Consider the following 22,390-nt stretch of genomic DNA (forward strand, 5'->3'; position numbering starts at 1 on the left):
CGCTAGCGCAGTCGGAACTTCTTCCTTCTTGCTTCTCGACGCTCCTCCTCGTCGAAATCATCACTGCTTACAACCCTCCTGCGCCTTGGCGCAGCGGGGGCATTGGCAGCCGGTGTCCCCGCCACCACGAGCGAGGGCTCAAGGGTTGCGCCACTGACGCTAACCCGATCAACTTCGAACATCGCGGCGATGAAATCGGCTACCCACTGCAGCAGGGCGACGTCGCGAAGCTGCTTATCGTTAATATTTGGCCCCTCCTTGGGCATGCTGAGCTGGATGGCTTTCGCGGCCGCGCGATAGGTCGCCGATGGTGCCAAACGCTTCAGGCGCACCTGCTGGGAGTCTTTTAACTCAACCGGGTGCACCTTGATCCTGGTGCCTTGCATGCCAATATCGCTAATGCCAGCACTGCGGGCCAGCAGGCGTAGACGTGCAACGGCCAAAAGGCGCGACACAGGCTCAGGTACTTGGCCGTAGCGATCTTCCATCTCCTCGATCACGGCCTGAATATCGGCGTCTGTGGCAGCCGCGGCCAGTTTCCTATACACCTCCAGGCGCAGGCGCTCGGCGGCAATATAGTCCTCGGGAATGTGGGCATCGACGGGTAGATCGATGCGGATTTCCTTCGGGCCTTGTTCGCTGGCATCAACCACCTTGCCGTCGGCCATGGCGCGGAATGCCTCTACTGCTTCGCCCACCAGGCGCACATATAAGTCGAAGCCCACCCCGGCGATGTGGCCGGATTGCTCGGCACCTAAGACATTGCCGGCGCCGCGCATCTCGAGGTCCTTCATGGCCACGGCCATGCCAGCGCCGAGGTCATTATTTTGGGCGATGGTGGCGAGGCGATCATAGGAGGTTTCGCTTAAGGTTTGGCCCTTTGGGTACAAAAAGTAGGCATAGCCACGTTCGCGGGATCGACCCACGCGGCCACGCAATTGGTGGAGCTGCGATAGACCCATGTGGTGAGCGTTTTCTACGATCAAGGTGTTGGCGTTGGCAATATCCAAACCCGTTTCAACGATGGTGGTGCACACCAGCACGTCGTATTCGCGGTTCCAAAAGCCCTGCACCGTTTGTTCGAGTTGCTCCTCTCCCATCTGCCCGTGGGCTACCACGATGCGGGCCTCTGGGACGAGATCGCGAAGCTCTTTGGCCTTCTTTTCAATGGTGGCCACCTTGTTGTGTACGAAAAACACCTGGCCATCTCGAAGCAATTCGCGGCGAATGGCTGCCGCCACCTGCTTTTCTTCATAGGTGCCCACATAGGTCAAGATGGGGTGGCGATCCTGCGGCGGGGTGAGGATCGTAGACATCTCTCGGATCCCAGCCATCGACATTTCCAGGGTGCGCGGGATCGGGGTGGCCGACATGGTGAGCACGTCGACGTGGCTGCGCAAGGCCTTGATGTGCTCTTTGTGTTCCACACCGAAGCGCTGTTCCTCATCCACCACGACCAGGCCGAGGTTTTTCCACTGCACGCCGGTTTGAAGCAGCCGGTGCGTGCCGATGACGATGTCGATGGTGCCATCGCTTAAGCCCTTGAGCGTGGCCTTGGCATCTGCTTGAGAAGAAAAACGACTCAAGCCGCGGATGGTCACCGGGAAACCGGCCATGCGTTCTTCGAAGGTGCTCAAGTGCTGCTGCGCAAGCAAGGTGGTTGGCACCAAAACAGCAACCTGTTTGCCGTCTTGCACCGCCTTAAAGGCTGCGCGCACCGCCACCTCTGTTTTGCCGTAGCCCACATCGCCTACCACCACGCGGTCCATGGGCGAGGATTTCTCCATATCCTCTTTTACCGCGTCGATCGCCAGCATCTGATCTTCGGTTTCTACGAAGGGGAAGTTATCTTCCAATTCGCGCTGCCAGGGGCTATCGGGTGCAAAGGCATGCCCGGGGGCCGCCTGGCGCTTGGCGTAGAGCTCGACTAATTCGCCGGCGATTTCGCGGACAGCCGCGCGTGCTTTCTTCTTGGTGTTCTTCCAATCGGAGCCACCCATCTTCGAAAGCGTGGGCTTTTCGCCGCCAACATACTTGCTCAGCATGTCTAGGGCATCCATTGGTACAAAGAGTTGATCTGCCGGTTGGCCACGCTTGGAGGGGGCATATTCCAGCACGATGTATTCACGCCGGCTGGTTTCATCACCAGTGCTAATGGTGCGCTCGGTCATGGTGACAAATCGACCAATGCCATGGGTTTCATGCACCACATAGTCGCCGGCCTTTAAGGCCAAAGGGTCCACACGATTACGGCGCTTGGCTGGCCTGCGCTTTGCCCCGGCAATATCACCAACGCGATTGCCTGTTAAGTCCGTTTCGGTAATCACCACCAAAGGCAGCGCCTCTGCCCCGGCTACCTTTCGCACCTTAGGAAAGATCAACCCGGCATGGCTGAGTGCCTGATACAAGGTCACCTCACCGGCAGAAGGTTGCCAACCAGGTGTTGCCACCTTGCTTGGAATGCCCTGCTCTGCAAAGCGCTGCTGCATTCGCTTGATCGCACCTTGGGCAGGAGCAATAAAGGCTGCGCGCCCGCCTGCCTGGGTGTGGGCAAGCAGCAGCGCCATCATTTCTTCGATCTTGGCTAGATCGCCTCGCGGGGTAGGCCCTGGCTCAAATTCCAGTGGCAAGGTGGCTTGTTCATCGGCCCCGAACATCCCCGGAGGCGCGAAGGTCCACCACGGCAGATCTGCATTGCGGGCTGCTACTTCTAGGGCCTCATAGCTGCGATAGGAGCTGGCCTCCAGGTCAAGGCCTTGGGCTGCCACCGGGCCATCTGCCCCCATAGCGGCAGCCTCCCAACCTGCGGCGAGGAATTCGGCGTCGGTGGCTTTGAGATCTTCAATGCGCCGGCGAATACGTTCCGGATCCATCACCACCACATGGGTATGTGCGGGCATGAGTTCTGGCAGGCTCACCATGGGTGTACCCACCAAGGCGGGAATCAGCGCTTCCATCCCTGCGGCGGGTTGGCCTTCGGCAATGGTGCTCAGCAGCTCCTGCAAGGTGGGGTTGCCCTGGTGTTCAAGGGCAAGGGCCTCGGCGCGGGCGGCAATTTCTTGGTTAATCAGCAGCTCTCTGGCCGGGAAGATCTCTACCGCCTCCAGAGTCATGCCCTGGAAGGCTCGCTGATCAGCCACGGAGAACTCGCGGATTTCGCTGACCTCATCGCCCCAGAATTCGATGCGCACCGGCTGCTCAGCGGTGGTGGGGAAAATGTCTAAGATGCCGCCGCGTGTGGCAAATTCGCCTCGCTTTGCTACCAGGTCTACATGGGAGTAGGCGCGGTGGACGAGTTCATGGCGCAGCGCATCAAAGTCATATTCTTGTTCTGCTTTGATCACCAGCGGGCTACGCCCTGGGTTTTCGGCTAAAAGCGGCTGGCAAAAGCCGCGCGCTGCGGTAACGATCACCGATAATTCATCCAGGTGCGAAAGCACCTTGGCTCTTTGGCCAATCACGTCTGCTGCGGGGCTAAGGCGCTCATGCGGCAGTGTTTCCCAGGCTGGAAACCATGCCACGCGTTCGCCGAGCATGGCTTTGAGTTCGGCGGTGAGGTCTTCTGCATCGCGTCCGGTTGGGGTGACCACCAGCACCGGGGCGCGGTGAGCCAGCGCTGCTACCGCCCAGGGCCGGACCTGTTCGAGCGCGGTGATGTGCAAGGTGGGCTCGCCTACATGGGCGAGCATGCCTTTAAGTTTCGGGTCGGTGGCGGCTACTTTAAGTAGGCCTGCAAGCATTGCTGGCTGCTGAGCCACTGGTGATCTCCTCACATCAAGGATGCTTCGTACAAGGTGGGTGCGGTGGCACTAGATGGTGGCCACTAGGTGGACCGCTTCAGGGTACCTGCTTGGGCAGGAGCGCTTGTTGCATCGCCGGCTTCGGCAGGCGTTGCCATAGCGGCTTGGCCAAGCGTGCTGGGCGCTTCGCTATTTTTTTGAGCCCCAAGCTGTGGATTCGCTTCCATTCCGGCAAGGCCATTCCAGCAGAGGTTGACGATGTGCGCTGCGACTTGCTCCTTGGAGTATTCCTGCGCATCGAGCCACCACTGGGCCGTCATGGACACCATGCCCACGAGCGCTTGGCCGTAAAGCACGGCGTTGTCGGGGTCGAGCCCGGAGCGTTCAAAGGCCTTGGCCAGGATATACGAGACTTGATTGACTGCGTCGTTTAACAAGGTGGAGTAGCTGCGCGGGCGCGATTCGCCTTCTGCCGGCACCATGTCTCGCACGAGGATCTGAAAACCATCGGTGTCGTGTTCCACATAGCTTAAAAGCGCCAGCACGGCTTGTTCGATGCGTGCCCTGGAGCGCCCTTGCGCCAAGGATTCGGTAATGACCTGCTCGAGGTATTGCATTTCCCTGTCAACGACGACGGCATAGAGGCCTTCTTTGCCGCCAAAATGCTGATACACCACGGGTTTCGATACCCCGGCGCGTGCCGCGACCTCTTCTACGCTGGCGCCCTCAAATCCGCGCTCGGCAAATAAACCTCGCCCGATGCTGATGAGTTGTTCCCTGCGTTCGCGGCCCGACATTCGCTGCTTACTCATGGCCTCTAAGCGTATCGTGTCCTGGGTGTTTCATAAGCATTGATGATTGTTGTATGCTTATGTCCCGTCGCTAAGCCCCAAAGCTTTTCGACGTTTCCCTGTGGTGTAATTGGCAACACTACGGTTTTTGGTACCGTCATTCTAGGTTCGAGTCCTGGCAGGGAAGCTTCTAGTGGTCGTGCTCTGTTGAGCCGGCCGCTTTTTCTTTGGTATAGGCGGTATCCAATTCCGCCTTCTGCCCTGGGCGGATCTTCATAAACTGCCCCATCAACCCCTGATCCTCGTGATACAGCATGTGGCAGTGATACATGTAGGGGTAATGATTATCGCTGTGGTTGCCGAACTCGACTAAGAGTTTCACCTTTGCCTTCGGTGGCAAGGTCACCGTATCTTTCCAGCCCTCGGTATCGAACTCGGCATCGGTGCCGTCCACATCGAGGACCTTGAACGCGCTGTTGTGGATATGGAAATTGTGAATCCAGTCATTATTGCCATTGCTTACATGCCAAATCTCGGGCTGATCATGGGCAATAACAAGATCCACGCGGTCCATATCCATGCTTTGGCCATTGATTTCAAAGCCATTGAGCTCGAAGTGGCGCTCGATCAACCCATCGGTGCTCGGCGCCGGGCGGGCAATAAAGCTCGAAGCAATATCCTTTGCGCCCTTGAGCTTCTTCTCTGCGCGCAGCAAGAGCAGATCGTGGGATTCTTCAAGGTGGAAATCGGGTGCGAACTCATCTTTTGGCACGCCCAAGTTATCTTCGAAGCCCACAGATCGCAGCATCACTTCCTCGCCGCTTTGCAGCTCCACCACAATTTCTGCGCGTTCTCCCGGCCCCAGCATGATGGAATCGACCTCGCGGGGGGCGTCGAAAAGCCCGGTGTCGGTGGCGATGTGCTGGAAGCGTCTGCCATCTTCAAAGGCCAGGCGGTGAAACCTCATGGTTGAGCCATCAAGAATGCGAAGGCGAAGCCGCTGGGTAGAGGCCTCAAATACCGGATCGGCAATGCCATTGACGTGGATGATATTGCCAAGCAAGCCCAAATCTGGGTCCTCTTGTTCATCCAAGCTGCCATCGGCATTGATATTGGCGTCCATTAACACCACGGGAATATCGTCAACGCCATATTCGCTAGGAAGTCCCAGGCTATTGCTGTGCTCATCGTCGATGATCATCATGCCGGCGAGGCCGCGATAGGCCTGCACACCGGTTTTGCCATGAGGGTGCGGGTGATACCAAATGGTGGCGGCAGGCTGATCCACCTCAAAACTCGCCGTCCACTCCTCGCCCGGATCGATGGGAGAATGCGGCCCGCCATCGGCCTTGGCCGGCACCAAAGCACCGTGCCAGTGCACCGAGGTGCGCTCGGGAAGCGCGCTGCGCACCCGCAGATCCACCTTATCGCCGCGGCTCATCTTGATCGTGGGCCCAAGATGAGCACCGTTAAACCCCCAGGTAGGCGTGGATACCCCAGGCAAAATCTCCGAGGTGCCGGTTTGGGCCACAAGCAGCGTGCTCAGGCGATCACCCTGGGCATCGAATCTGGCCAGCGGAGGAATGGGCAAGCTGCGCCGGGCATCGGGCTCGATCTTTGGGGCTGTGCGTTGTTGTGCGTCCTGTGATTCTTGCCCACAGGCGGCCAGCACCGCGAGTGCGCCTACCGAGGTTGCGCCGAGGAATTGTCGTCTACTTGCCCGAATAGCCATCTTTTTTCCAAACAAATCATCCGAAGGTATGTGTTTTTATTCATTCAACCACGCCGCAGCACCCCAGCGTTAGCCCCCTCCCAGCCAGCTAAAAACAATCACCCACTTCCATCTGCGTGGAATCGAGCCAGGCACCAAGCCCTCAACGCAATGCTTGCGCAGAACACGGGCTGACAAGGCGATACTCCCCCAATGCAGGGTGGGCGATTCGCACGCTGAGGTGTATCCGAGATGTAGCTGCAAACGAGCGCGCAGCAAACAAGTAAGCTCATGAACGCGAATACCCCCAAACGCAAGGAAACTCCCAACACCCGTGACTGAACACACTTCCCCCTTGGCAGTGGTGGTGCTTGCCGCTGGCGCCGGCACCCGCATGAAGTCCAAAACACAAAAGACGCTGCACCGCATCGGTGGCCGCTCCATGCTTGCGCATTGCCTGCATGCAGCCGCAGGTATGCAACCCGAGCGCATCGTCACCGTAATCGGACACCGCCGCGAACAAGTAGAGCCAGCAGTTTTGGCCGTGGCAGAAGAACTTGCAAGCACCGCAGCACACACCAGCATTGAAACGGTGGTGCAAGAAGAGCAAAACGGCACCGGCCACGCCGTGCAATGCGCCATGACCGCACTCGAAGGCTTTGAGGGCACCGTGGTGGTCAGCAACGCCGATGTACCACTCCTGCGTGCCGAAACGCTCGCGCGCCTGGCCGCAGCCCACAATGCCGCACCCACCGCCGTAACGGTGCTAACCATGGAATTGGAAGATCCCACCGGCTATGGCCGCATCGTGCGATCTGACGACGGTGCCGTCACCGCCATCGTGGAACAAAAAGATGGCGATGAAGCCACGCTGCAAATCAAAGAAGTCAACTCCGGCGTCTTCGCTTTTGACGCCGCCATCCTTCGCAGCGCCTTGCAGGAATTGCGCGCCGATAACGCTCAAGGCGAGCTCTACCTCACCGATGTGCTTGGCATTGCCCGTGAACAGGGCCATCATGTGCGCGCCTACCAGGCAGAAGATGCCGGGGAGCTCGCCGGTGTCAATGATCGCGTACAGCTTGCTGCCGCAGGCCGCGAACTGAATCGCCGCACCGTTGAGGCCGCCATGCGTGGCGGTGCCACGGTGGTGGATCCAGCAAGCACCTGGATCGATGTGGAGGTCAGCCTTGGCCAAGACGTCACCATCTACCCAGGCACGCAATTACTCGGCAACACCACCATCGCTGACGATGCCGTGATCGGCCCCGATAGCACCCTCGAAAACGTGCAGGTAGGCCAAGCAGCCTCGGTGATTCGCACCCACGCTGTGGATTCCGAAATTGGCGAGCGCGCCCAAGTTGGCCCATTTACCTATCTGCGCCCAGGCACCAAGCTCGGAGCCGAGGGCAAACTGGGTGGCTTCGTGGAGGCGAAAAACGCCGTGATTGGCCGCGGCTCTAAGGTTCCGCACCTGACCTATATTGGCGATGCAACCGTGGGCGAGGAATCCAATATTGGTGCCTCAAGCGTGTTTGTCAATTACGACGGCGTGAACAAGCACCACACCACCATCGGTTCCCATGTACGCACCGGTTCAGACACCATGTTCATCGCACCGGTGAACGTGGGCGATGGCGCGTATTCGGGAGCAGGTACAGTGATCAAAGAAGACGTTCCCCCAGGAGCGCTCGTTGTCTCTGGAGGCAAGCAGCGCAATATCGAAGGTTGGGTCGCACGCAAGCGCCCCGGCACCAAGGCCGCTGAAGCCGCCGAGGCAGCACAAAAGGCATCTGGCCACCACACCGAGGAAGGTTAAAACCCCATGACATGCCAGAACGCGTCCACTAACGAGAAGAACATGATGCTGTTCTCCGGCCGAGCTCACCCCGAGCTTGCCGAGGCCGTGGCCAAGGAACTGGGCACGGAAATCACCCCCACCACCGCCCGCGACTTCGCTAACGGCGAGATCTTCGTCCGCTTCGAAGAGTCGGTCCGTGGCTGCGATGCATTCGTGTTGCAATCGCACCGACAGCCGCTGAACAAGTGGCTGATGGAACAGCTCATCATGATCGACGCCCTCAAGCGTGGATCCGCCAAGCGCATTACCGCTATTTTGCCCTTCTATCCCTATGCCCGTCAGGATAAGAAGCACCGCGGTCGCGAGCCGATTTCCGCCCGCCTGGTGGCCGATCTTTTGCGCACCGCCGGTGCCGACCGCATCGTCAGCGTGGATCTGCACACCGACCAGATCCAGGGCTTCTTCGACGGTCCGGTGGATCACATGCACGCCATGCCGATCCTCACCGACTACATCCAGTCGAACTACTCCCTGGACAACATCGTGGTGGTATCCCCCGATGCCGGCCGCGTGAAGGTGGCAGAGAAGTGGGCCAATACCCTCGGCGATGCCCCCATGGCCTTCGTGCACAAGACCCGCAGCGTCGATACCGCCAATGAGGTCGTAGCAAACCGCGTGGTTGGCGATGTAGCAGGTAAAACTGCCGTGCTCTTGGATGACATGATCGATACCGGTGGCACCATCGCCGGTGCCGTGGGCGTGCTGCGCGATGCCGGCGCAGAAGACGTGATCATTGCCTGCACCCACGGCGTCTTTTCCGATCCCGCCCGCGAGCGCCTCTCACAGTGCGGCGCCAAGGAAGTAATCACCACCGATACCCTGCCCCAAAACACCGAGGGCTGGGAAAACCTCACGGTGCTGTCTATTGCTCCACTGCTTGCAAAGACCATCCATGAGATCTTCGAAAACGGTTCGGTAACCACCCTCTTCGAGGGCTCTGCCTAAACCTTCACCGTTTTCTCTGCCCATCCCGGAGCGCCCCGATAACGCGCCCCGGGATGTGCCATATCTGCACCTGCTTTTTGCCCAAGGAATTTTTGTGCCCGCTCAACCCTCCTGGCCTGGCCTCTATGGCTATCACCTCGGCGCCATCTTGGCGCAAGGGTCCACCACCTTCCGCGTGTTTGCTCCTCAAGCACAATCAGTGCAACTTGAGCTGATCAGCGCCGAATCCCTAGCCCCTGGCCGCTATCCCGCTTCGCCCTCGGCCTACCCTGGCTGTTTTGAGCTCACCTTCGAAGGCGAGCTCGATAATGCCGTGTATCTATGGCTTATCGACGACCAACCCAGCATCGATCCTTATGCCACCGCCTCCTTGGTCAATGCCGAAGCCTCTGTGGTGCATCGCAGCGCCCCCGTACCCCGCATGCCCGCCTTTGAGGGCAATCCGGTGATTTATGAGGCTCATATCCGCGACCTGACCATTGGGGCAGATAACGGCATTCAGCACAAGGGCAAATTCTTAGGCTTAAGCGAACGCGGTAGCACCACCGCCAAAGGGCAGATCACCGGCTTGGATTATCTGCGATCACTGGGCATCACCCATGTGCAGTTGCTTCCCATCTTCGATTTCGGCTCCGTGGATGAAAGCGGCGATTTAGGCTTTGATGCCCAGTACAACTGGGGATACGACCCAGTGCAGTACAACGTCCCAGAAGGCTCCTATGCCACCGATCCCTTTGACCCACAAAGCAGGATCACCGAGCTGAAAACCATGATCACCGCCCTCCACGATGCAGGGCTGAGGGTGATCATGGATGTGGTGTACAACCACGTGTACAAGGTGGATGAATCAAGCCTGCACCACACCGCCCCCGGCTACTATTTCCGCTACCGCGATGGCCACCTTTTAAATGGCACCGGAGTGGGCAATGAAACGGCCTCCGAGCAGCCAATGATGCGCAAACTCATCGTGGATTCGGTGATGTATTGGGCCGAGGAATATGGCATCGACGGTTTCCGCTTCGATCTGATGGGAATCCACGACGTAGACACGATGAATGCGGTGCGTGATGCCCTAGATAGCATCGATGCGAGCATCCTCGTGTTAGGCGAGGGATGGGATATGGGCAACCACCCGAAGGGCGTGCTGGGAGCCAATCAGCACAATGCCCACCTCATGCCGCGGATCTTCCACTTCAACGATCGCTTCCGCGATGCCGTCAAGGGCTCTGCCCTAGATGCCCACTCCAGCGGGGTGTTATCGGGTGCGAGAAGCGAGCCACTCATGCGCCAGCTATTTGAGGAATTATCTGGCCGCGGTTTAAAGCAATCGGTGATCTACAACGAGGCGCACGATAACGCCACGATGTTTGACAAGTTCAATGCCACCGTGCCGGCAGTGGGGGCTGAAGATCGAAGCACTTCGCTTGCTCGACGCTGCATGCTCGCTACAACCTTGCAGTTTTTTGCCAGAGGTATCGTCTTTATCCACGCCGGCCAAGAAATGATGCGCACCAAAGGCGGCGATGAAAATTCCTACCGCAGCCCCGATAGCGTGAACGCTTTTGATTATGAGCGCGCACGGGAATTTGCCCAGTACGTTCGCCGCTTTCGTCGCCTGTGCGCCTTGCGCCAGGATTATGACCCGCAGCAGATCGAGGCGGTAGAAATCACCGCCTCGCACATGGTGCTCAATATTGATGGAAGAAGACTGCTGGTAGATGTTGATCGTTTGCTCATCATCGACTTGGAGCATCCCGATATTGATGTGCTACTCTGATCCAGGTCTCGGCGAGGGCTGGCATGTTGCTGGCCGTTATCGACGCGATGCATCGCACTAAGGTGCTGGCTTAATACTTTTTGCCTGCGGTGACTCGACGAGAGTTGGCCGCAGGCGTTTTTCGTCTCGGCCGAGAGCAAATACCACAACATTTTTCTAGGAGAGACAACAATGGCTGATTACCCCACCATTGCAGCAAAACAGCGCGATGAATTTGGCAAGGGCGCTGCTCGTCGTCTGCGTCGTGCAGGCTTCGTTCCCGGCGTGATCTACGGTGGCGCTCTGGATGAGCCCGTTCACTTCGCCGTGGACATCCTCGAGCTGCACGCTTTGATCCGTAACAACGGCACCAACGCCGTGTTCGAGCTCGACCTCGAAGGCGATTCCCACCTGGCCATGGTCAAGCACGTTGATCAGAACGTGATCTCCCTGGATGCCGACCACGTTGACCTGCTCGCCATTAAGCGTGGCGAAAAGGTTGAGGTTGAGGTTCCTGTGGTACTCGAGGGCGAAGTTGCTCAGGGTGCACAGCTTGTTCAGGATGCCGACGTTGTGCTCGTTGAGGCCGACGTGCTCTCCATCCCCGAAGAGATCGTCCACTCCGTGGAAGGCGCCGAGATCGACACCAAGATCCTGGCTTCCGATCTGCAGATGCCTGCCAACACCACCTTGATCGCCGACCCCGAGACCGTGATCGGTGCTGTGGGCCACGAAGAGGTTGCCGAGGAGCCCGAGGACGCCGAGGAGCAGGCCGCCGAGGAAATCGACGAGACCGACGCTTCCGATGTCGAGGCTACCGAGGAAGACGCTGTCTAAAGCCGCTTTTTCCGGTTTCTCGCCCCGCGCCGCAATATCGTGTGGCCGGGGCGTTTGCCGTATCTAGGCCCCGATTAAGATGGTGCCATGCATTTGGTGATCGGCCTTGGTAATCCTGGCCCGAAGTATGAAGGAACCCGCCACAATATTGGGGCGGCGGCACTTGGAGAACTCGCCCAACGCTACGGCTTGAGCTGGAGCACGCACAAGCGCAGCAATTGCGCTATGGCTCAGGGGCGCATTGGCAATCAGCCGACCATATTGGCCCGCCCGCGCAGCATGATGAATCTTTCTGGCCAGCCCGTAAAGACCCTGCTGCAGTTTTATAAGCTCGATTACAGCCAGCTCATCGTGTTATTTGATGATATTGAGCTCGGCTTCGGCGAAATTGCTGCCCGTAGCGGCGGTGGGGATCATGGCCATAAGGGCTTGCGTTCCATTTCGCAGCAGCTTGGCACCAAGGAATACCACAAGGTGGGCATCGGTATTGGTAGGCCTCCGGGGCGAATGGAGGTGTCCAGTTTTGTGCTGAAGCCTTTTTCTAAGGCAGAGCAAGCAAGTGTGCCGATTGTGCTTGCCGACGCCGCCGATGCCGTCGAATCCCTGCTATCTTCCTAGCTATTTGCGCCAGCGTGCCTCAAGCACTGCGGCGGCGAGCGCTGCGTCGTCAAGCGAAATGGCATCAACTTTTCTCAGCCGATGCAGCACGACGGGGCAGCGGGTGCAGCGAGGCTTCGATTTGCAGCACTTCGCTTTGGAGCGGCCTTCTTCTAAGGCCCGGCGCACCTTGTCAAGCTTGTCGGGCTTGAGCGCTTTTGAGCCCTTGTACTTGGGCTTGTGCTTTTTGCCGTAGAGGCTTTTATAAACGTTCTTCTTTTTCCCCACAATGTCTAACTTAGCATGCCCTAATTCATAAAAAGCTCGCTAGGATACAACTCATGGGCATTATTTCTAAGATTCGTGAACTCTTCGGTGCTTCTCATAGCAAAACAGCACAGCTCGAGGCCGATTGGTTAATCGTTGGCCTGGGAAACCCCGGCGCCAAATATGCAAACACGCGCCATAATATCGGTGCTTTGGCCTTGGAGCAGCTCCTCGACGGCGAGACGCTTCGCTCCTACCCCGGCGGCGCACCGGCGGACTTTGCCATCGTAGAGATCGCAGGCCAAAAGGTAGCGCTGGTTCGCTCCACCACCTACATGAATGTCTCCGGCGAGGCCGTTAGCCCACTAGTCCAGCACCTACACGTGCCGCTGGATCATGTGATTGCGCTGCATGATGAGCTCGACCTGCCCCGCGGCACCGTGCGCATCAAGCAGGGCGGTAATGAAAACGGCCACAAGGGTCTTTTGTCTATCTCCCAGCACCTGGGCACCCGCGAGTACATCCGGGTTCGCATTGGTATTGGCAGGCCAGAAGAAGGCACCACCGTTTCCGACTATGTGCTTGGCGCACTGCCCTCGGATGACACCACCCACACCAGCATCGAGCGCGCCGCGCAGGCCGCCCGCGCGGTGGTAGCCGATGGCTTGGCCCAGGCTCAACAAACATTCCACGGGAAATAAACACCATGCGCACCATTGTGATTACCGGGGCAAGCTCCGGCATTGGCCGCGAGGCCGCACGCCTGCTACACGAGAAAAGCGAAGATAACCTCATCCTCGTTGGCCGGGACGAGGCCAAAACCAACGCCCTTGCCAATGAGCTTGGGGCACAAGCGCTGGTGGCGGATTTTTCCCAGCTTGAGCAGGTACGCGAGCTTGCACACAAGCTTCGCGATCAGCCCATTGATGTGCTGGCCAATAACGCCGGCGGCCTATTTGATGGGCCAAAAATTACCGATGATGGCTATGAGCTGAGCTTTCAGGTCAATCACCTAGCGCCCATGCTATTGGTGCATGAATTGCTCGATACGCTCATGCAGCGCCAGGCGCGCGTGATTGCCACAGCAAGCATGGCCAATCTTTATGCCCGCCCCTCCTTGGAGGATATTCAAGGCCTCAAGCGCTTTGATCAGCACCGCGCCTATGGCAATGCGAAGCTGGCCAATGTGTTGTTGACCCAAGAGCTGCATCGTCGCTATCACCCAAGGATTGCTACCTGTAGCTTCCACCCCGGTGTGGTGGCCACGAGCTTTGCCCGCGATGCCGATTCCTGGATGCAGAAGTTTTATAAGTCGCCGCTGGTAAAGGCGGTAGGGATCAGCGCTGCCGATGGCGGTAGCAACTTGGCGTACTTTATCGACGGCACACCGGGAATCACCTGGAAATCCGGCCAGTACTACAACTCGCGGCGCAAAAAGGGCAAGGTGCATCCCTTTGCGCGCAAGAAGAATGCGGCCGCGCATTTCGATATTTGCTCCACGCTGCTTGGGATTGAGTGGCCTGCTTAAAGCTCAATTGGACACTGGCAGTATCGTTGTAAGCTATGAGTTCTTCTGCCACTACCGCCCAGGAAGCATCCAGGCGCCGTACCTTCGCCGTGATCGCACACCCGGACGCTGGTAAGTCCACGCTCACCGAGGCACTCGCGCTGCATGCCCACGTCATTGCCGAGGCCGGCGCGGTGCACGGCAAGGCGGGGCGTAAGGCAACCGTCTCCGACTGGATGGAGATGGAAAAAGATCGCGGCATCTCCATTGCCTCCTCCGCGTTGCAATTTGAGTATGCCCCCGAGGGCCACGAGGGCGAGCCCTATATGATCAACCTCGTTGATACCCCAGGTCACGCGGATTTCTCCGAGGATACCTACCGCGTGCTCACCGCCGTGGATGCTGCCGTGATGCTCATCGATGCAGCCAAAGGCCTTGAGCCTCAAACCCTCAAGCTGTTTAAGGTGTGCAAGGCGCGTGGTTTGCCCATCATCACGGTGGTAAATAAGTGGGACCGCCCAGGCCGCACGCCCTTAGAGCTTGTCGACGAAATCGTGGAAGAAATTGGGCTGCAGCCCACCCCCTTGTACTGGCCGGTTGGCGAGGCGGGAGATTTCCGAGGCCTGACCCGCCTCGACGTTGATGGCGAGGTAGAGGAATATATCCACTTCCTACGCACCGCAGGTGGCTCCACCATCGCACCCGAAGAACACTTTGATGCCCAAGCCGCTGCAGAAAAAGAAGGCGAGGCCTGGGAGGCCGCGGCCGAAGAAGCCGAGCTGCTGGTAGCCGATGGCGCAGTGCATGATCAAGACTTGTTCTTGCAGTGCGTGACCTCCCCGCTGATCTTTGCTTCAGCCATGCTGAACTTTGGTGTGCACCAGATCCTCGATACCCTCTGCCAGCTTGCCCCGGCACCGGCAGGCCGCGCCTCTGATCCGCGCGTGGTTGAAGAAGCCACCTCGGCTATCGATGCCGAACGTGAGGTCACCGATCCCTTTTCTGGTGTGGTGTTCAAGGTGCAGGCCGGCATGGATAAAAACCACCGCGACTCGCTGGCATTCATGCGCGTGGTCTCTGGTGAATTCGACCGCGGCATGCAAGTGACCCACGCCCAATCCAATAGGAGCTTTTCCACCAAATACGCGCTTACGGTATTTGGCCGCACCCGCTCCACGGTAGAAACCGCCTTCCCCGGCGATATTGTTGGTTTGGTCAACGCCGGTTCCCTTGCACCGGGCGATACGATCTATGCCGGGCGCAAGGTGCAATTCCCGCCCATGCCGCAGTTCGCACCGGAGCACTTCCGCACCCTCAGGGCGAAAAGCTTGGGCAAGTACAAGCAGTTCCGCAAGGCCTTGGATCAGCTTGCCAGCGAAGGCGTGGTGCAGATTCTGCGCAACGATGCCCGCGGCGATGCCGCACCGGTGATGGCGGCCGTAGGCCCCATGCAGTTCGAGGTGATGCAGGCGCGCATGGAAAACGAATACAACGTGGAAACCACCGCGGATCCGATTCCCTATTCCGTTGCCCGTCGCACCACCGCCGAGACTGCCCCGGAACTGGCCAAGCAGCGCGGCGTAGAGATCTTCACTCGTACCGATGGCGAACTCATTGCGCTGTTTAGCGATAAATGGCGCCTGCAGTTCATCGAAAAAGAACACCCCTCCTTCGAGCTCTATCCTTTGGTGGCCGACTAAATGGGCGTGTTGAACTCGCTATTAGAATCCACGCTGATCATTGGCGGGGTGCCAATTTTGTGGCGCGAGATCATTGGCAACCTCTTCGGCTTGGCCAGCGCCTATGGCGGCATGAAGCGCGTGGTGTGGGCGTGGCCTGTGGGCATCATTGGCAACTTGTTGCTATTTACCGTCTTTTTAGGCGGGGTATTTCACACCCCACAAAACCTCGACCTCTACGGCCAGGCAGGCCGCCAGGTGATGTTTTTGTGCGTGAGCCTCTATGGCTGGTGGCAGTGGTCTGCGGCCAAGCGTAAGGGCTTGCGCGAATGCCAGGACGTGGATCCATCGCGCTCTATCGTGAGCGAACCTGCGGCCGTGCAACCGCACTGGGCAAGCAAACAGCAACGCCTTGGCATGGTCGTATTTGCCATCATTGCCACGGTGGTGTTCGCAGGCGTGTTCCAGGCCTTAGGTTCCTGGGGGCCGTGGGCTGATGCGTGGATCTTTGTTGGCTCAATGCTGGCTACCTTTGGCATGGCCAAAGGCTGGACGGAGTTCTGGTTGATCTGGATCGCTGTGGATATCGTGGGCGTGCCCTTATTGCTCAGCGCCGGCTACTACCCTTCGGCGGCACTGTATGTGTTCTACGCAGCCTTCGTGCTCTGGGGATTTTTTACCTGGCTGAAGGTTCAGCGCCAACAAGCCTCAAGCGCGCTTTCTTCGCCTCGGTAGCTAGATGTGGCTGATACCGATCAAGATTAAGACCACTGCAACAAAGTAGCCGGCACCGGCGGCCATTTGCTCGCTGTGCTCGCGTGCCCAGGCAAAGCCCCTGCCAGCCAAGCTGCGCGGGCGCCTGCGCACCATGCCCACCACAATGGCTGCAATAAACGGCAGGCTCAGCGCAAGCGATGCGTAGAGCACTAGGGCGGTGTATCGGATCAAGGCCGAGAATCCGCCAACGCTTAAAAAGCCCAAGCCGATATAAAAGGGCGCAGAGGTCAGCGACTGCACCGCACCAAGGACCATGCCGGTAAGCAGCGTATTCGCGCTTGGTTCGCGCAACCAGCGCATCACTTTGGCCACGACCTGGCTCGAATCGCCGCCGCCGCGCCAGGTCAGCACCGCGCTGAGCGCACCCACCACAATCAGCACCACACCAAACCATGGGGATTCAATGGCGCGCCTGATGGGTTCTCCAATGGAATCAAACAGCAGCAGCACCGGGATGGAGCTTAGGAATACCCCTAGCCAATCACCGCCGACGAGCAAGGCTACGATGCGGCGGTATTTTCCGCCGGGTGGAAGCACCACGCCGATTGCGACGATTACGCCGATGAGCAGCACATTAATCGAGTCGAGCAATGCGTAGCTCACTGCTTGAAACATGCAGGCGTACCTTCACTTTCCGCCGGGGGAACAATAGAGACAGACTACCCGCTTGTCTTGGTGCGTCTTTTGGGGGTATCTGGACTTGCCCCCAATTCTTGAATTCTGCCCCCGCGTGGGGCGAGCGAACTACGATAGATGGGGGTATCAGCGGGCTACCCCTCCCGCAAGTAATAGATCGCTGTAAAGGACAGGCGCTTCACACATGGCACAGGACTGGAACGACAAGATCGAATCCGCAGGCCGCATGCTTCCACTGATCCACCAACTCCACCGCAAGAACAATGTGGTGGTTTCGGTGTTCGGCCGCTTGCTTATCGACGTCACCGACATCGATGTAATCAAGGCGCATCGCTATTCACGCCTTGCAACAGAAGAGGAGCTCTCCCCCGCCGACACCCTCCCGGTGCTTGAGGCACTGAGCACCCTGGATTTGGGAACAGCCTCCATCGATCTCGGCCGTTTGACTGTGGCTCACCGTGAGCGTGGCGGAGATCTGCTGGAGTTCCTCAAAGAAGAGCTCAGCGATGTCATTGGCACGGAGCAGCAGATGGAATCCACCGATGTGGTGCTCTATGGCTTCGGCCGCATTGGCCGTTTGCTCGCTCGCATCCTCATCCAGCGCGAAGCTGCCTACGGTGGCGTGCGTTTGCGTGCCGTTGTGGTGCGAAAGAATGGCGAGAAGGACCTGGTCAAGCGCGCCTCGCTGCTGCGCCGCGACTCGGTGCACGGCGCCTTTAATGGCACCATCACCGTTGATGAAGAAAACGACGTGATCTGGGCCAATGGCACCAAGATCCAGGTGATCTACTCCAATGATCCCGCCACCGTGGATTACACCGCCTATGGCATTAACGATGCGGTGGTGGTGGATAACACTGGCCGCTGGCGTGACCGCGAGGGACTTTCCCAGCACCTTGAATCCAAGGGTGTCAAGCGCGTGGTGCTCACGGCCCCTGGCAAGGGTGATCTGAAGAATATCGTCTACGGCATCAACCACGGCGATATCACTGATGAAGATCAGATCATCACCGCTGCTTCCTGTACCACCAATGGCATCACGCCCACCCTGAAGGTGATCAATGATCACTACGGCATCGAGCATGGCCATGTGGAGACGGTGCACTCCTTTACCAATGACCAAAACCTCATTGATAACTTCCACAAGGGCGAGCGTCGTGGTCGCGCAGCAGGACTGAATATGGTGCTCACCGAAACGGGTGCGGCCAAGGCTGTATCGAAGGCGCTTCCGGAGCTGCACGGCAAGCTCACCGGCAATGCCATCCGCGTTCCCACCCCGGATGTATCCATGGCGGTGCTCAACCTCAGCCTTGAGCAGGAGGTTACTCGCGACGAGGTCAATGCCCTGATGGATCGCGTGGCGCTGCATTCTGATCTGCGCCAGCAGATCACCTACATCCACTCCCCCGAGGTGGTGTCCTCCGATTTCATTGGCACCACCCACGCCGGCATCGTTGATGGCCTGGCCACCATTGCCGAGGGCAAGCACCTGGTGCTCTATGTCTGGTACGACAATGAGTTTGGCTACTCCAACCAGGTTATTCGCATTGTCGAGGAAGTAGCAGGCGCCCGCCCAACGGTGCTGCCTGCACGTATTCCTTCCTCTGAGCTATAAATCAGCCGGAGTTACACCCCGGGATCGCCTGCTAGTGCAAAAGATCCCGGGGTGTTTCGATGTTGCGGCCTAGTACATCGCTAACCAGCGGCGCCCAGGGCAACTCCAAACCGGCAGCCTGCACAAAGGCTTCATCTTTGAGCATGCTGATATCCCCCTGATAGGCCTTGCCTTTGACCAGCACAATCAACCTTTGTGCCAACAGAGCTGCAACATTGACGTCGTGGGTTGAAAATAGCAGTGCTGTGCCAGAGGCCGATCGACGTTCAAGCACCTCAAGAAGCTGGCGGGTGCCGGAAGGATCAAGGCCAGCGGTGGGCTCATCTAAGAGCAACACCCCTGGGTGCATGGCCAAGGCACCAGCCAAGGCCACGCGTTTGCGCTGGCCAAAAGAAAGCTGATGCGGGACCTGCTCACGCAAATGGCTAATCCCGGTGGCCTCGAGCGCTTCATCCACACGCTCGCGCACCACGGCTTCGGATAAGCCGAGGTTGATCGGGCCATAGGAGACGTCTGCTGCCACCGAGGTGGCAAAGATTTGATCGTCGGGTTCTTGGAGCACCATTTGTACTCGGCTACGGACTCGATCCCTTCCTTTACGGTCGTAAGTGACCTCGGAGGCGTCGACAAGCACCGTGCCGGCACTCGGCTTCCACGCCCCTGCGAGGATGCGCATGAGCGTTGATTTGCCCACGCCATTGGCACCAAGCAGCCCCACGCGCTCCCCTGGGTGGATCTCGAGGCTTACCTCTTGAAGGATTTGGCGTTGCTCACGGTGAAACGACACCGATGAAGCACTTAGCATTGGGTTCATCTTGCTCCAATCACTCCGAGGACGCATAACAGCGCAAGCCAGATAAAGCTCAGGGCCAAAAACACCCTATTTAGCGGCCTGGTTTCTACCAATACGTCCATGGCACTTGGGTCGGCGCGAAGTTCCAGCCCGGCTTCAAGGCGCCTGCCCCTTTCAAAGGCGTGCACAAAAAGGCTGGCTGCTTGGGCACCGAGCGAGCGCATCCAGCGCCGCCTATTACTGTGGCCAAGTCGCATGGCCTGGGCGTCCCACATCGTTTTGGCAGTCATTAACAACGTGGCGGTCATGGTGTAGGTCAAGGCGATCACATGCACCAAATAGGCAGGTACTTTGATCTGGCGCAGCCACTGAAAAATCTCCGGCATGGGTGTGGTTAAAGAAAACACGATGGTGGCACACGTTGCGAGGGCCGATCGGATGATCAGCATCGCTGCCGTGTGCGGCCCATCTGGCACCCAAATCAGTCCCTGGGGTGAGATAGCCACGATCATGGGGATCACGCTGACAAAAATGAACACCAGCGGCGGTGCCATGAGTCCGCCGAGGATCTTCAGCGGAACCTTGGCCACCCAGATCACCCACACCAGGGTGGCTGCGATGAGGATCGATACCCAGCCGGGTGTGAGGATCACGCACACCAAAACCAGGCCAAGCAGCAGCGCCGCCTTTTCACCAACGTGGCGTGTAGCCCATGGGCTTGAAGCGGCGGCGCGTTCGAGCGGATTCACCTAGGCGCTTTGGCTCGAGTTGCTACTACCAGGGTGGCGCAGCTTAGCTTCGCGACGACTGCGTTCGCGATACGAGCCAAATACATAGCCCAGCAGGCCAGCACCCATGGCGGCTTGGAAGGCAAAAAGGCCTGATTCCACTTCACCAGGCAGCTCGCCTACCAGGGGGCTAAACCAGGCTTCGTAGCCGGGGTTGGTTTCTTCCACCAGGGTCTCGGCGGTGGAGTCCGTGCCGGCGAAGGGTTCTTCAACATCGGCGCCGGTATTAATCAGCATGGGGGCAGAGACCAGCATAAACGCCAGAATGAGCAAGGCCCAGGTTGGGATCTTTTTCATTTATGCCACCTCCTGGGGCGTTGCATTGTTCTTGCTTGCTTGATCATTGTCCAGCACACCCAAACGCAGCATGTCGTTTCGGGCAATGGTGCTCAGTGCACGGAAGATCAGCACCGTGACAATGGCCTCTGCACCGGCGATGGGCAATTGCGTTGGGGCGTAGAGGCTTAAGAAGGTGATCCAGGCGTTGAAAAAGCCAGCATCGTGGTGAGCTGCAGCAAGCTGGGTGGCGGTGACAACGTAGGTGGAAAGATCAGCAAACAGCGCTGCGAAGAATACGCCTACTTCTGCCGAAACTCCCCAGCCACGGCATAGCTTCCAGGCACCGTAGCCGATCCACGGTCCCACGATGGCCATAGAGAAGATATTCGCCCCCAAGGTGGTGATACCGCCGTGGGCTAGAAGGAGGGCTTGGAATAACAAGACAATGGATCCAAGCAAGGCCATGACCGGCGGTTTAAAGAGCACCGCACCAAGGCCTGTGCCGGTGGGGTGCGAGGAGGAACCGGTAAAGGAGGGCATTTTGAGTGCGCTGAGCACGAAGGTGAATGCACCTGCGGCACCAAGCAACATGCCGGTGCCGGGTTGTTCTTTGAGTTGGGTTTTTACTGCCTTAGCGCCATAGAGCACAAAGGGTGCCGAAGCTGCACCCCAGGCCACACAATGGCTCACAGGCAAAAAGCCTTCTGCGATATGCATAAAGCGTGACGCTTCCTTTTGCTTGTGCACCCGAATCCCCGCAGGCGCGAACGAATAAAAGTTACTAGCACCAAAGCCGGTCTCCTGGCTTCTACGCACCTTGATTGCTTTGTGTTCTCACAGCCTTCCCACCCCTTTTTTTAACGCCCAGAGGGCTATTAAGGGACAGTGACTGCAAAACCGGTGTGTTGTTGTAGTTACAGTGGCGGGGTCCGCTGTCGGATTTTCACCGACATTCCCGATCGCTTTGGCACTGCATACAAGCCTATCAGCGACGCAGCACCCGGCGAGCACCTTTGATGCCAAGGAGCAGCAGTGCACAGAAGAAAGCGCACACCAGCACCCCACTGACCGACCCGGTGACGATATTAAGCAGGGCGAGTTTTAACACTTTCGGGTGTGCAAAATTTTGCTGCATGATTAGATACACCGGTGCCATCACGCCTGTGATCACAGGCAGCAGCCAGGGCCAGAGGCGCCAGTGGGACGAGGCGCTGCGGCGCTTCGGATAACGCAGCAGCAGGAGTATCCACAGCAGCACACCGCCCAGCCCAAGCACCGAGGATCCATGCTGCAGCACGCGAAACAGCGAGAGCTTGCCAATGGTGTGATCGAGCGGCCCGCCGGGGCTGGTGAGTGGATAGCCTGCATGGGTAAAAGAATCCCAAAGCAAGTGGGTGCAAATACCCACCAGTACCGAGGGGATAGCCCAGGCCACTTTCTTCAGTGTGGTGGGCCTATGATCAGGTAAGCGCAGCGCCAACCACTTCGGCGCGCAGGTGCGATAACCGGGGGCTATGACGAATTCCCAGCACAGCCACAACACCATGCCAAGGGGGATATTGATCAACCAGACCCCGAGAAAGCTGTGGGCATCGCCATAATTCCAGGGCATGCGGTAGAAGGGATTAATAAACATCACCGCGTCTGGCACCAGTGCACCTATGACCATCGCCGAGGTCACCAGCCGTAGCTTGCTTTGTTGCAAGCAAGGCCGCTTCAAGGCTGCGACTGCGATGGGATGAGCAAGGGTGTATGGCACCGTCGAAACAATAGTGCATACCCACGCATTGTTGCCACGACTACGCTAGAACGCG

At 58.3% G+C, this 22,390-nt stretch carries 20 protein-coding genes, 1 tRNA gene and 1 riboswitch; of the genes, 11 read left to right on the top strand and 10 right to left on the bottom strand.

The window, feature by feature from the left end; all coding sequences use genetic code 11:
• Positions 1-2 precede the first annotated feature (2 nt).
• Positions 3-3,740: a transcription-repair coupling factor gene (mfd, locus tag CPPEL_RS07440; protein ID WP_123961283.1), complete on the bottom strand. Its 3,738-nt coding sequence runs from the start codon at positions 3,738-3,740 to the stop codon at positions 3-5.
• 83 nt (positions 3,741-3,823) lie between these two features.
• Entirely contained in the window at positions 3,824-4,552 is a 729-nt protein-coding gene (locus tag CPPEL_RS07445; RefSeq protein WP_123960522.1) for a TetR/AcrR family transcriptional regulator, read from the bottom strand.
• Positions 4,553-4,646: 94 nt separating this feature from the next.
• On the opposite strand from CPPEL_RS07445, the gene CPPEL_RS07450 reads away from it, so the two are divergent.
• Positions 4,647-4,718: transfer RNA gene (locus CPPEL_RS07450), tRNA-Gln, on the top strand.
• 3 nt (positions 4,719-4,721) lie between these two features.
• Here the strand turns inward: CPPEL_RS07450 and CPPEL_RS07455 are convergent.
• On the bottom strand, positions 4,722-6,263 hold the full coding sequence (locus CPPEL_RS07455; protein ID WP_123960523.1) for a multicopper oxidase family protein: 1,542 nt from the start codon (positions 6,261-6,263) through the stop codon (positions 4,722-4,724).
• A 313-nt stretch (positions 6,264-6,576) separates the two neighbouring features.
• Between CPPEL_RS07455 and glmU the strand changes: the two genes are divergently transcribed.
• From glmU to pth (CPPEL_RS07480), 5 genes are all read left to right on the top strand, one after another.
• On the top strand, positions 6,577-8,058 hold the full coding sequence (gene glmU, locus CPPEL_RS07460; RefSeq protein ID WP_123960524.1) for a bifunctional UDP-N-acetylglucosamine diphosphorylase/glucosamine-1-phosphate N-acetyltransferase GlmU: 1,482 nt from the start codon (positions 6,577-6,579) through the stop codon (positions 8,056-8,058).
• A gap of 6 nt (positions 8,059-8,064) precedes the next feature.
• Positions 8,065-9,045: a ribose-phosphate diphosphokinase gene (locus CPPEL_RS07465; protein WP_123960525.1), complete on the top strand. Its 981-nt coding sequence runs from the start codon at positions 8,065-8,067 to the stop codon at positions 9,043-9,045.
• A gap of 94 nt (positions 9,046-9,139) precedes the next feature.
• Positions 9,140-10,822: a type I pullulanase gene (pulA, locus tag CPPEL_RS07470; protein ID WP_164470396.1), complete on the top strand. Its 1,683-nt coding sequence runs from the start codon at positions 9,140-9,142 to the stop codon at positions 10,820-10,822.
• 171 nt (positions 10,823-10,993) lie between these two features.
• Positions 10,994-11,638 (top strand): 50S ribosomal protein L25/general stress protein Ctc, encoded by a 645-nt coding sequence (locus CPPEL_RS07475; protein WP_123960527.1) that lies wholly within the window; start codon positions 10,994-10,996, stop codon positions 11,636-11,638.
• Positions 11,639-11,725: 87 nt separating this feature from the next.
• Positions 11,726-12,256, top strand: a complete 531-nt coding sequence (gene pth / locus CPPEL_RS07480; RefSeq protein ID WP_123960528.1) for an aminoacyl-tRNA hydrolase — start codon at positions 11,726-11,728, stop codon at positions 12,254-12,256.
• Here pth (CPPEL_RS07480) and CPPEL_RS07485 read toward each other — a convergent pair whose 3' ends face one another.
• Positions 12,257-12,523 carry a hypothetical protein gene (locus CPPEL_RS07485; RefSeq protein WP_123960529.1) on the bottom strand — a complete coding sequence of 89 codons (267 nt, stop codon included), beginning with the start codon at positions 12,521-12,523 and terminating at the stop codon, positions 12,257-12,259.
• Between the two features lie 53 nt (positions 12,524-12,576).
• Between CPPEL_RS07485 and pth (CPPEL_RS07490) the strand changes: the two genes are divergently transcribed.
• The 4 genes from pth (CPPEL_RS07490) to pnuC are packed head-to-tail and all read left to right on the top strand — an operon-like array spanning position 12,577 to position 16,423.
• Positions 12,577-13,203 carry an aminoacyl-tRNA hydrolase gene (pth, locus tag CPPEL_RS07490; RefSeq protein WP_123960530.1) on the top strand — a complete coding sequence of 209 codons (627 nt, stop codon included), beginning with the start codon at positions 12,577-12,579 and terminating at the stop codon, positions 13,201-13,203.
• A gap of 5 nt (positions 13,204-13,208) precedes the next feature.
• Complete coding sequence (locus CPPEL_RS07495) at positions 13,209-14,030, top strand: SDR family NAD(P)-dependent oxidoreductase (protein WP_123960531.1); 822 nt, start codon at positions 13,209-13,211, stop codon at positions 14,028-14,030.
• Between the two features lie 35 nt (positions 14,031-14,065).
• Positions 14,066-15,709 carry a peptide chain release factor 3 gene (locus tag CPPEL_RS07500; RefSeq protein WP_123960532.1) on the top strand — a complete coding sequence of 548 codons (1,644 nt, stop codon included), beginning with the start codon at positions 14,066-14,068 and terminating at the stop codon, positions 15,707-15,709.
• Positions 15,710-16,423, top strand: coding sequence for a nicotinamide riboside transporter PnuC (pnuC, locus tag CPPEL_RS07505; RefSeq protein ID WP_123960533.1), 714 nt, complete (start codon positions 15,710-15,712; stop codon positions 16,421-16,423).
• Here the strand turns inward: pnuC and CPPEL_RS07510 are convergent, their stop codons facing one another.
• Positions 16,424-17,080, bottom strand: a complete 657-nt coding sequence (locus CPPEL_RS07510) for a sulfite exporter TauE/SafE family protein (protein WP_123960534.1) — start codon at positions 17,078-17,080, stop codon at positions 16,424-16,426.
• Between the two features lie 205 nt (positions 17,081-17,285).
• Here CPPEL_RS07510 and CPPEL_RS07515 point away from each other — a divergent pair, with 205 nt between their 5' ends.
• Positions 17,286-18,716, top strand: a complete 1,431-nt coding sequence (locus CPPEL_RS07515) for a glyceraldehyde-3-phosphate dehydrogenase (protein ID WP_123960535.1) — start codon at positions 17,286-17,288, stop codon at positions 18,714-18,716.
• 31 nt (positions 18,717-18,747) lie between these two features.
• Here the strand turns inward: CPPEL_RS07515 and CPPEL_RS07520 are convergent, their stop codons facing one another.
• The 5 genes from CPPEL_RS07520 to CPPEL_RS07540 form a co-directional block, all read right to left on the bottom strand.
• Positions 18,748-19,530 carry an energy-coupling factor ABC transporter ATP-binding protein gene (locus CPPEL_RS07520; protein ID WP_245990416.1) on the bottom strand — a complete coding sequence of 261 codons (783 nt, stop codon included), beginning with the start codon at positions 19,528-19,530 and terminating at the stop codon, positions 18,748-18,750.
• On the bottom strand, positions 19,527-20,258 hold the full coding sequence (gene cbiQ, locus CPPEL_RS07525) for a cobalt ECF transporter T component CbiQ (RefSeq protein WP_123960537.1): 732 nt from the start codon (positions 20,256-20,258) through the stop codon (positions 19,527-19,529). The genes CPPEL_RS07520 and cbiQ overlap by 4 nt, the downstream gene beginning before the upstream one ends.
• Positions 20,259-20,594: an energy-coupling factor ABC transporter substrate-binding protein gene (locus CPPEL_RS07530; RefSeq protein WP_123960538.1), complete on the bottom strand. Its 336-nt coding sequence runs from the start codon at positions 20,592-20,594 to the stop codon at positions 20,259-20,261.
• Positions 20,595-21,293 (bottom strand): energy-coupling factor ABC transporter permease, encoded by a 699-nt coding sequence (locus CPPEL_RS07535; protein ID WP_123960539.1) that lies wholly within the window; start codon positions 21,291-21,293, stop codon positions 20,595-20,597.
• A gap of 57 nt (positions 21,294-21,350) precedes the next feature.
• Positions 21,351-21,558, bottom strand: a riboswitch (cobalamin riboswitch).
• A 3-nt stretch (positions 21,559-21,561) separates the two neighbouring features.
• Positions 21,562-22,335 carry a DUF4184 family protein gene (locus CPPEL_RS07540; RefSeq protein WP_164470397.1) on the bottom strand — a complete coding sequence of 258 codons (774 nt, stop codon included), beginning with the start codon at positions 22,333-22,335 and terminating at the stop codon, positions 21,562-21,564.
• Positions 22,336-22,390: the final 55 nt, after the last annotated feature.

This window comes from Corynebacterium pseudopelargi, from assembly GCF_003814005.1.
Lineage (GTDB): Bacteria > Actinomycetota > Actinomycetes > Mycobacteriales > Mycobacteriaceae > Corynebacterium > Corynebacterium pseudopelargi.

Coding starts and splice junctions, on each gene's coding strand:
- mfd (WP_123961283.1), bottom strand. CDS start 3,740: ATGCTTGCAGGCCTACTTAAAGTAGCCGCCACCGACCCGAAACTTAAA.
- CPPEL_RS07445 (WP_123960522.1), bottom strand. CDS start 4,552: ATGAGTAAGCAGCGAATGTCGGGCCGCGAACGCAGGGAACAACTCATC.
- CPPEL_RS07455 (WP_123960523.1), bottom strand. CDS start 6,263: ATGGCTATTCGGGCAAGTAGACGACAATTCCTCGGCGCAACCTCGGTA.
- CPPEL_RS07465 (WP_123960525.1), top strand. CDS start 8,065: ATGACATGCCAGAACGCGTCCACTAACGAGAAGAACATGATGCTGTTC.
- CPPEL_RS07475 (WP_123960527.1), top strand. CDS start 10,994: ATGGCTGATTACCCCACCATTGCAGCAAAACAGCGCGATGAATTTGGC.
- pth (WP_123960528.1), top strand. CDS start 11,726: ATGCATTTGGTGATCGGCCTTGGTAATCCTGGCCCGAAGTATGAAGGA.
- pth (WP_123960530.1), top strand. CDS start 12,577: ATGGGCATTATTTCTAAGATTCGTGAACTCTTCGGTGCTTCTCATAGC.
- CPPEL_RS07495 (WP_123960531.1), top strand. CDS start 13,209: ATGCGCACCATTGTGATTACCGGGGCAAGCTCCGGCATTGGCCGCGAG.
- CPPEL_RS07500 (WP_123960532.1), top strand. CDS start 14,066: ATGAGTTCTTCTGCCACTACCGCCCAGGAAGCATCCAGGCGCCGTACC.
- pnuC (WP_123960533.1), top strand. CDS start 15,710: ATGGGCGTGTTGAACTCGCTATTAGAATCCACGCTGATCATTGGCGGG.
- CPPEL_RS07510 (WP_123960534.1), bottom strand. CDS start 17,080: ATGTTTCAAGCAGTGAGCTACGCATTGCTCGACTCGATTAATGTGCTG.
- CPPEL_RS07515 (WP_123960535.1), top strand. CDS start 17,286: ATGGCACAGGACTGGAACGACAAGATCGAATCCGCAGGCCGCATGCTT.
- CPPEL_RS07520 (WP_245990416.1), bottom strand. CDS start 19,530: ATGAACCCAATGCTAAGTGCTTCATCGGTGTCGTTTCACCGTGAGCAA.
- CPPEL_RS07530 (WP_123960538.1), bottom strand. CDS start 20,594: ATGAAAAAGATCCCAACCTGGGCCTTGCTCATTCTGGCGTTTATGCTG.
- CPPEL_RS07535 (WP_123960539.1), bottom strand. CDS start 21,293: ATGCATATCGCAGAAGGCTTTTTGCCTGTGAGCCATTGTGTGGCCTGG.